Genomic DNA, 9,295 nt, shown 5'->3' on the forward strand with positions numbered 1-9,295 from the left:
GCGTGACGCACGGCAGGAGAACTCTCATGACGGACCGACCCGCCCCCGACCAGGACGCGCTGTCGAAGATCGACACCACGGTGCCGCACTCGGCTCGCATCTGGAACTACTGGATGGGCGGGAAGGACAACTACGAGGTGGACCGGGTGGCGGGTGACGCTTACCGCGAAGTCGCCCCGAACATCGAGACCATGGCCCGCGCCTCCCGCGACTACCTGATCCGTACCGTCACCTTCGTGGCCGGCGAGCTCGGCATCCGTCAGTTCCTCGACATCGGCACCGGTCTGCCCACGTACGACAACACCCACCAGGTCGCCCAGCGGGTGGCACCCGAGTCCCGCATCGTCTACGTGGACAACGACCCGCTGGTGCTGCGCCACGCCCAGGCGCTGCTGACGAGCACACCCGAGGGCGTCACCGACTACATCGACGCGGATCTGCACGAGCCCGAGAAGATCATCGAGGCGGCGTCCCGGATCCTCGACTTCTCCCGGCCCGTCGCCCTGATGCTGATGGGCATCCTCGGCCACATCCAGGACTACGAGGAGGCCAGGTCGATCGTCCGGCGGCTCCAGGCGGCGCTCCCTTCCGGCAGCTACTTCGTGCACTACGACAGCACGGACACCGACGCGGCGCTCAAGGAGGCCCAGCAGGGGTACGACGACACGGGCGCGATTCCTTACGTGCTGCGCAGCCCCGAACAGATCGCCGCGTACTACGAGGGGCTCGAACCGGTCGAGCCCGGCATCGTGTCCTGCCCCCTGTGGCGTCCGGAGCCCGGTACGTCGCCCGAGCCCACGGACGTCCACGGAGGCGTGGCCCGCAAGTCGTGAGCGGACCCGCCCGAGCCGTCAGTCGGAGGTCGCCGGCTCGATGTTCTGGTTGAGGCGGAACAGGTTGCCCGGGTCGAATTCGGCCTTCACGCGGGCCAGCCGCCCGTAGTTGTCGCGATAGCTGGCCCGGACGCGCTCCTGGCCCTCGTCCATCATCATGTTGACGTACGCGCCGCCCGCGGAGAACGGGTGGAGGGCCTCGGAGTAGTCGACGCTCCACTGCTTGACGGCATCGGCCTTGGCCGGGTCGGGGTCGACACCGACGAAGACGGAGGCCCAGCCGGAGTTGCGGTAGCTCCAGGCGGTGTCCGTCGGGGCGTGGTCGTGGACGGCGCCGTCGATGGGGTACATGTGCATCGTCGACTTCCAGGTCGGTGCCTCGGCACCGTACTTGGCGTGCAGGTCGACGGCCTCGGCGGGGATCTCGTCGACGAAGTCCGCTCGCCAGTACCACTGGTCGCCGGGCGGGTAGACGCCGTCGAACGCGGACTGGATCGCGGGGTGCGGCATCGGCGCGGGACCGTGCAGCAGGGGCGCGGGCAGGGCGTCGAGCAGCGGGGCCATGTCCCGGGCCGCCGCGTCGACATCCTCCCCGACGCGGCACCACACCACACCGCACACCTTCTTCAGGTGCATCTCCTCCGGGAACGGCGGACCGGGCGGGACCGAGCCGAAGAGGAAGAAGCAGCCCACTTCGCGGGGCGCGTTCGGGATGAAGTCGCGGTAGGCGGTGAGGACTTCGGCGCCGAGTTCGACGGGCCAGAAGGTGGGGCCCGCGACGACCGTGCTCACCTCGTGCAGCCGGAACAGGAACGAGGTGACGACGCCGAAGTTGCCGCCGCCGCCACGGATCGCCCAGTAGAGGTCCGGGTTCTCGTCGGCACTGGCCCGTACGCGCTCCCCGTTCGCCAGGACCAGGTCGGCCTCCAGCAGGTTGTCGATGGTCAGTCCGCACTTGCGGGTGAGATGTCCGAGGCCGCCGCCGAGGGTGATGCCGCCGACGCCCGTGGTGGAGATGATGCCGCTCGGTGTGGCCAGGCCGTGCGCGTTGGTGGCCCGGTCGACCTCGCCCCAGACACAGCCGCCGCCGACGCGTACCGTGCGCGCGGACGGATCGACCTCGATGTCCTTGAGCGGGGAGAGGTCGAGGACCACACCGTCGTCACAGGTGCTCAGGCCCGCCCCGTGATGGCCGCCGCCGCGCACCGCGAGCGGGAGAGCGTGGTCGCGGGCGAAGCCGATGATGAGGGCGACGTCGTCCGGGTCGGCGCAGCGCGCCACCAGGGCCGGCCGCCGGTCGATCATCGCGTTGTAGACGGCGCGGGCCTCGTCGTACCCGGAATCCTCCGGGCCGATCAGCTGCCCTTTGAATCCGGACAGTTCCTGGCGCGCCGCTTGTACCGGTGTGATGGACATGTGCATCCCCGTATCTGGAGACCGCCCCAGGTCCCGGCACACGGGCCCCGGGCCGGTCCCCGCCGATGGGTCCGATGTGCCCGTTCTAGCCCGATTCATGACCAGCGTACATCCGTGGCACCCACCCAGCTCGGCGACCTGGGGTGCCTACATTTCGGCGGCGGGCAGCAGGCCCAGCTCCACGGCGCGGGAAGCGGCCTGCCGCCGGGTGTCTACGCCGAGTTTGTCCAGGACGGCGGAGACATGATGGTCGACCGTGCGCACCGAGACGACCAGGCGTTCGGCGATCTCGCCGTTGGTCAGCCCCTGTGCCAGCAGCCGCATGACCTGGACCTGCCGTTCGGTGAGACCGGCGGGATTCCCCCGGGTCACCGCGAGCGGGCCGCGCGGGATCCGGCGCAGGCCCAGCGCGCGCAGCTCCGCGCGGACCAGCCGGGCGAGCGGACCCGCGCCGAGGGTGTCCAGTACGGCGAGGGCGGCGAGTTTGTCGTCCGGGTCGGGGCTCTCGGCGAGCGCGGCGGCATTCTCGTACGGGCACCCGGCGGCCTGCCAGGCGTGCGCCGCCGCCCGTCCGGCACCCGCGGCCTGGAGCGCGTACGGATGGCCGGACGAATCCGCGGCAACGGACTGTCCGGCCTTGGCGAGCCAGTAGCCCAGCTCGGCGCGGTAGTTGACCGCGGCCAGCCGGCAGGCCTCCTCGTACACGGGCCCCGCCGCCGCGACGACGGCGTCGGGTTCACCGCGCAGCCACGCCGACTCCGCCCGTGCCGCCGCCACCGGGGCGGTGCGCTGGAGCTCCGCGCTGCGCTCCGCGATCTCCCCGGCCCGCGCGAGCAGTTCGTCCGCCCCGTCGGTGCCGCGCCGAACGCGCACCCGGCCCAGCACGGTGAGCGCGGGGCAGCGGGCGGGCGCGAAGTCGTGCACGCCGAACTCGGCGTACTTCTCGGCCTCGCCCCAGTCGCCGGCGGCGAACCGGCGCAGCGCCAGCTCGACGTTGAAGTAGCTGAGGAAGCCGAGGTGTTCGGCGCGGTCCGCCAGTCTCATGGCCGGGACGAGGAAGCGGTCCGCCTCGGCGTACTCCAGGTTCTCCAGCAGGGACCAGATGATGTTGGCGTACGCCCGGCAGGCGTGTTCGACCTCGCCCACCCCGAGGGCCACCTTGAGACTCTCCTCCAACTGGGCCCGGCCCAGCGGGTCTCCGGCCCGCCAGCGGGCGGTCCCGACATTGTTGAGGGCGTGCGCGAGGATCTCCACGTCCCCGGCCCGGCGGGCCAGTTCGATGGCACGCTCACCGAAGGCGACGGCCTGCGTGTGCCGGTCGGACAGCATGTGCAGCTGGGAGGTGTTGCTGAGGGCGAGCGCGAGGAGCCGGTCGTCGCCCGCCCCCTCCAGGACGGCGATGGCCTCCCGCGCGGCCGCGCGCGCCTGCCCGGCGTCCCCGGCCCACCAGTGGATGCGCGACAGCCAGCGCAGATCGGCGCCCAACGCCCGGGTGTCCCCGAGCGACCTGCGCAGCGCGACCGCCTCCCGCTCGGCACGGACGGCGGCCGCGCAGTCGGCGATGGTGTAGCTCTCGATCGCGAACCGCTCCAGGAGACCGGCGCGTTCGGCCGGGCCGAACAGCTCGCCCCGCTCCAGTACGAGGCGCAGATGGGCGGCCGCCTCGCGATGGGCGCCCGCGCGGGACGCGTCACGGGCGGCGCCCGGACCGTACTGGGCGACGGCCCCGGCGTCCCCCGCCTCCGCCGCGTGGTGGACGATCCGGGAGGCGTCGGAGTCCGGCGCCGCGACGAGCGCGGCGAGCACCCGCCGGTTGAGCTCGATCCGCCGTGCGGCGGGCAGCGAGTCGGCAATGGCGCGGCGGATCAACTCATGCCGGAAGCAGGCCCGTTGGGGGGTGACCACCAGGAGGCCGCGTTGTTCGGCGGCCGCCAGCACAGCCGTCCCTCCGGGCAACAGCACGTCGGTCAACGGTCGTTCGACGGCGGACGGCACCACGGCCAACTGCTCCAGCGCGTCCCGGGTGACGTCGTCCAGTCCCCCGAGCCGGGCCAGCACGGCGTCAACGACCGTCGGCGGTACGCCCCCGGTGCCACCTGCCGCCACCACCTCGGCCACGAAGAACGGGTTGCCCGAGGTGACTTCGTAGACCTGGGCGGGATCCAGTCCGCCGGCCGCGCTCAGTCGGTGGACCGCCGCCGCGGAGAGCCGTTCGAGCGGTAGCCGGTGCACACGCTCGGCCCGGGAGACCTGGCCGAGCAGATGGCGCAGCGGGTGTTCCCGGTCCAACTCGTCGTCGCGGTAGGTCAGGACGAGCACCGCCGGGAGCCTCTCCACCCGGCGGACGAGGAAGCGCAGGGCGTCCAGCGACGCCTCGTCGGCCCAGTGCACGTCCTCGACGACGAGTACGACGGGATGCGGCGCGCATCTCAGCTCGGCGCGCAGGGCGTCGTACACCCGATGGCGGTCGCCGCCCTCGGTGAGCGCACGGGCCAGATCCGCTCCGACGCCGCCGACGAGGTCGCGGAACGGGCCGAGCGGGCGTCGCGTCGTGAGGTCGTCGCACGCTCCGACCAGCAGCGGCGCCTCTCCGGGCAGCACCCCGGGCAAGGCCTTGACCAGGCTGGACTTGCCGATGCCTGCCTCGCCGAAGACGAGCGCCACGGACCCGGCGCCGTCGGCCGCCTCGCGCGCCACGGCAGCCAGTCGAGCGAGTTCAAGGTCCCGTTCGAGGATCCCCCGATCCACCCCGCAATTCTGGCACGCGTCGCCCCGGCGGGTGCGGCGTCGGTGAACTCGCCGACAGGGGCGGTCGGTCGGGCCCGGTCCCAGGGACCGTGCGCCCGGTGGCCGCAGCTCTGCCCGGGGCCGAGCCCGGGAGGCGGCGGTCTCGCACGAAGCCGCCGACCGCGGCGGGCGGGACCGTCCGGACGTCGCCGAGCGCGTCGATCGGTGCGAGATCGACGCGCTCGGCGACTTGGGTGAACCGGGCGAAGTCGATTCCTTCGCCGTTGTGGGTCACGCCCTGTGGGAAGGGGCGCCGGTTCCAGGTGCGCACGTGATGACCGTACGAGGATCACGGCCTGGTCCGCCGACCGGTCACCCGCGGGCGGCGACCGACTCGATCTCGTCGCGGGCTGCGGCGAGCGCGGGTTCCGGCAGCACCGCGTACCGGGGCGTCAGGCGCGCCTCGCGCAGGCTGGGCGCCGGCACGGGCGGTTCCAGCGGGGCGTGTTCGGCGGCGCGGGCCCGCCATGAGAACCAGATGATCTTCCCGCCGACGTCCGTGGCACAGCAGCCCCAGCCGTCGCTCAGGGCGGCGATCTGGGCGAGACATCCCTGCGGCGCGTTGTGCGGGCGGATGTCCTGGCTGTTGTCCGAGACGGCGGCGATGAGGTGCTGGCCGTTCCACCACATCTCGATGGTCGTGTTCTTGTCGGCGGCGTGCTGCTCGATCGTGCGGAGCAGCGCTTCCGCGCAGTGGCAGACGGAATCGACGAGATTCTCCAGGTTCCAGTACCGGAGGTGCGCGGCCAGGATTCGCCTGACCTGTCCGACCTTTTCCTGGCTGAGCTCCACGTCGAGGTGGTAGTAGCAGGGAACTGCGGCTTTCATCGTCGTTGGCTCCTCACCGGCGAAGCTCTCGCTCCTCCTCGCCCCCTGCGGGACCGAGCCCCGAGTACGAAGCGTGAGCACTGATCGCTCCTGAGTCACCTTCAGAATGAGAGGGCTACTCCATTCGTGCAACACGAGAACACCGGCAATGTCGTTGAAGAACCAACAAGACGCTCGGTCGCAGTGCAGGCACCATGAGTGAGGGTGTCGCTCCGTGACGGGGCGGCTCCCCTTCGCGTACGGCCCTCACTCGCCGGCCAGGCGAGCCGTGCGCGATCGAGAGATCGGGAAGGTGACCAGCGTGATGCTGCTGCCTGCCAAAGCCGAGGTCGCCAGGCATCTGGAGCGCTACCGGGCATGGGAACGCCTGCTTCTCGCGACTCCCGCCGACCGCGTGGTGCGGGGGAACTTCGAGAACACCGGATACACCCTGTGCGTCCTGATGGGGAAGCGCTGCGCGCGGGAGGCGGCGAACGCCGCCGAGGTCTATCTGCAGGACGTTCCGGCACGGATCTGAACGACGGTCCCGAGGACCGCACCGAAAGGGCCTTTCGCGGCAACGACGACTGGGGCCCAGAACCGCGGAGGCGAAACGCATGGACGCGAACACGGACACCGGTCGCATACCCGTCATGGATGTGCGGCCGGTCGTCGAATGCGGCAGACGGCCGGCCAAAGCGGTTGTGGGCGAGACCTTCCAGGTCACCGCCACCGTCTTCGGCGAGGGTCATGACGCGGTCGGCGCCAATGTCGTCCTGTGTGATCCGAGCGGCCGTCCCGGCCCGTGGACGCCGATGCGTGAACTGGTCCCTGGAAGCGACCGCTGGGGCGCCCGTGTCACTCCGTCGGAAATGGGCCACTGGACCTACCTGGTGGAGGTGTGGAGCGACCCGGTGACCGGGTGGCGGCGCGCCGCCGAGGTCAAGATCCCGGCCGGGATCGACCTCGGTCTTGTCCTGGAGGAGGGCGCGGTACTCCACGAGCGGGCCGCCGCCGGGGTGCCCGAGGGGGTCGGCCGGGACACCGTGCTGGCCGCCGCGGACGCCCTGCGCGACGACTCCCGGGCCCCGGCCGACCGGCTCGCGGCGGCTCTGGCCCCCGAAGTGGCGGCCACTCTCGCGGAGCATCCGCTGCGTGAACGGCTCACCCGTTCACTGCCGTTGCCGCTCCTCGTGGAGCGGGAGCGGGCGCTGTTCGGTTCCTGGTACGAGTTCTTCCCGCGCTCGGAGAGCGGTCGGAGCGGTCGGGGCGGACCGCTGGATCCGCCGGTGCACGGCACGTTCCGTACGGCCGCCGAACGCCTGCCCGCGATCGCGGAGATGGGCTTCGACGTCGTCTACCTCCCGCCCATCCATCCGATCGGTACGACCTTCCGCAAGGGCCCCGACAACAGCCTGTCGGCGACACCGCAGGACGTCGGCGTGCCCTGGGCCATCGGCTCCCCCGAGGGCGGCCACGACGCGATCCACCCGGACCTGGGCACCATCGACGACTTCGACGCCTTCGTGCGCCGGGCCGCGTCCCTCGACCTGGAGATCGCGCTCGACTTCGCGCTCCAGTGCTCCCCGGACCACCCGTGGGTGGAGAAGCATCCGGAGTGGTTCCACCACCGCCCGGACGGCACGATCGCCTACGCGGAGAACCCGCCGAAGAAGTACCAGGACATCTACCCGATCGCCTTCGACCAGGACATGCCGGGCCTGGTCCGCGAGACCGTACGGGTACTGCGCTTCTGGATGGACCACGGCGTACGGATCTTCCGCGTCGACAACCCGCACACCAAACCGGTGGTCTTCTGGGAGCAGGTGATCGCGGACATCAACGGAACCGACCCCGACGTCATCTTCCTCGCCGAGGCCTTCACCCGGCCCGCGATCGTGCGGCGGCTCGCCGAGGTCGGCTTCCAGCAGTCGTACACCTACTTCACCTGGCGCAACACCAAGCAGGAGCTGACGGAGTACCTCACCGAGCTGTCCGGTGACTCGGCCGCCTGCATGCGGCCCAACTTCTTCGTCAACACCCCCGACATCCTGCACGAGTTCCTCCAGCAGGGCGGCCGGCCTGCCTTCGAGCTCCGCGCCGTCCTCGCCGCCACGCTCTCGCCGGCGTGGGGGATGTACGCCGGATACGAGCTGTGCGAGAACGCCCCCGCGAAGCAGGGCGGCGAGGAGTACCTGCACTCCGAGAAGTACCAGCTGCGCCCGCGCGACTGGGCGGCCGCCGAGCCCGAGGGCCGTACGATCGCCCCGCTGATCACCGGGCTGAACCGGATCAGGCGGGACCACAGAGCCCTGCGCGAAATACGGAACCTTCAATTCCATCAGGCGGACAACGATGCCGTCATCGCGTACAGCAAGCGTTCGGGTGACGACACGGTGGTGGTCGTGGCGAACCTGGACCCCCACCACACCCGGCAAGCCACAGTGTCCTTGGACATGCCGCGACTCGCTCTGAGCGACGACGCGCGCGTGCCGGTGCGCGATGAGCTCACCGGCGAGACCTACAACTGGGGCAGGTCCAACTTTGTGCGCCTGGGTCCGGGCGGTGCACATGTGCTCACTGTCGGCCCGGCACCGCGGATCGGAGGGTCCCCGCATGATGGTCAATGAGCCCGTCCCGGACACGTTCGAGGACACCCCGGCCAAGGACCGCGATCCCGAGTGGTTCAAACGCGCCGTCTTCTACGAGGTCCTGGTCCGCTCCTTCCAGGACAGCGACGGCGACGGCATCGGCGACCTCAAGGGCCTGACCGCGAAACTCGACTACCTCCAATGGCTGGGCGTCGACTGCCTGTGGCTGCCCCCCTTCTTCAAGTCCCCGCTCCGCGACGGCGGCTACGACGTCTCCGACTACACCGCCGTCCTCCCCGAGTTCGGCGACCTCGCCGACTTCGTCGAATTCGTCGACGCCGCCCACCAGCGCGGCATGCGCGTCATCATCGACTTCGTCATGAACCACACCAGCGACCAGCACCCGTGGTTCCAGGAGTCCCGCGCCAACCCCGACGGACCCTACGGCGACTACTACGTCTGGGCCGACGACGACAAGCAGTACCAGGACGCCCGGATCATCTTCGTCGACACCGAGGCCTCCAACTGGACCTTCGACCCGGTCCGCAAGCAGTACTACTGGCACCGCTTCTTCTCCCACCAGCCCGACCTCAACTACGAGAACCCGGCCGTCCAGGAAGACATCCTGGCGGCCCTCCGGTTCTGGCTGGACCTCGGCATCGACGGCTTCCGGCTCGACGCGGTCCCCTACCTCTACCAGGAGGAGGGAACGAACTGCGAAAACCTTCCTGCGACCCATCAGTTCCTGAAGCGGCTCCGGGTCGACATCGACACGCACTATCCGGACACGGTGCTGCTGGCCGAGGCGAACCAGTGGCCCGAGGACGTCGTCGACTACTTCGGCGACTTCCCCTCCGGCGG

At 70.7% G+C, this 9,295-nt stretch carries 6 protein-coding genes and 1 pseudogene; 4 read left to right on the forward strand and 3 right to left on the reverse strand.

Annotated features, from left to right (window positions below; genetic code table 11):
- Positions 1–26 precede the first annotated feature (26 nt).
- A complete protein-coding gene (locus ACFYR3_RS16910) occupies positions 27–833 on the forward strand; it encodes an SAM-dependent methyltransferase (RefSeq protein WP_355850552.1) in 807 nt (268 codons plus the stop codon).
- 18 nt (positions 834–851) lie between these two features.
- Here the strand turns inward: ACFYR3_RS16910 and ACFYR3_RS16915 are convergent, their stop codons facing one another.
- From ACFYR3_RS16915 to ACFYR3_RS16925, 3 genes are all read right to left on the reverse strand, one after another.
- Entirely contained in the window at positions 852–2,249 is a 1,398-nt protein-coding gene (locus tag ACFYR3_RS16915; protein ID WP_355850549.1) for an FAD-binding oxidoreductase, read from the reverse strand.
- Between the two features lie 147 nt (positions 2,250–2,396).
- The gene (locus ACFYR3_RS16920) at positions 2,397–4,997 is read right to left on the reverse strand and encodes an ATP-binding protein (protein WP_389283581.1); all 2,601 of its coding nucleotides are present in this window, start codon (positions 4,995–4,997) and stop codon (positions 2,397–2,399) included.
- Positions 4,998–5,348: 351 nt separating this feature from the next.
- A complete protein-coding gene (locus ACFYR3_RS16925) occupies positions 5,349–5,864 on the reverse strand; it encodes a pep a2 (RefSeq protein WP_355858979.1) in 516 nt (171 codons plus the stop codon).
- Between the two features lie 304 nt (positions 5,865–6,168).
- Here ACFYR3_RS16925 and ACFYR3_RS16930 point away from each other — a divergent pair.
- The 3 genes and pseudogenes from ACFYR3_RS16930 to ACFYR3_RS16940 all read left to right on the forward strand — a co-directional run.
- Positions 6,169–6,360, forward strand: a pseudogene (locus tag ACFYR3_RS16930) (DUF5133 domain-containing protein); the annotation flags it as partial.
- Between the two features lie 100 nt (positions 6,361–6,460).
- Entirely contained in the window at positions 6,461–8,473 is a 2,013-nt protein-coding gene (locus ACFYR3_RS16935) for an alpha-1,4-glucan--maltose-1-phosphate maltosyltransferase (protein ID WP_389283583.1), read from the forward strand.
- The coding region (locus ACFYR3_RS16940; RefSeq protein ID WP_389283585.1) for an alpha-amylase family glycosyl hydrolase at positions 8,460–9,295 on the forward strand (836 nt) is incomplete at its 3' end. The genes ACFYR3_RS16935 and ACFYR3_RS16940, both read left to right, overlap by 14 nt.

This window comes from Streptomyces sp. NPDC005784 (assembly GCF_042871525.1).
GTDB lineage: Bacteria > Actinomycetota > Actinomycetes > Streptomycetales > Streptomycetaceae > Streptomyces.

Coding starts and splice junctions, on each gene's coding strand:
- ACFYR3_RS16910 (WP_355850552.1), top strand. CDS start 27: ATGACGGACCGACCCGCCCCCGACCAGGACGCGCTGTCGAAGATCGAC.
- ACFYR3_RS16915 (WP_355850549.1), bottom strand. CDS start 2,249: ATGTCCATCACACCGGTACAAGCGGCGCGCCAGGAACTGTCCGGATTC.
- ACFYR3_RS16935 (WP_389283583.1), top strand. CDS start 6,461: ATGGACGCGAACACGGACACCGGTCGCATACCCGTCATGGATGTGCGG.
- ACFYR3_RS16925 (WP_355858979.1), bottom strand. CDS start 5,864: ATGAAAGCCGCAGTTCCCTGCTACTACCACCTCGACGTGGAGCTCAGC.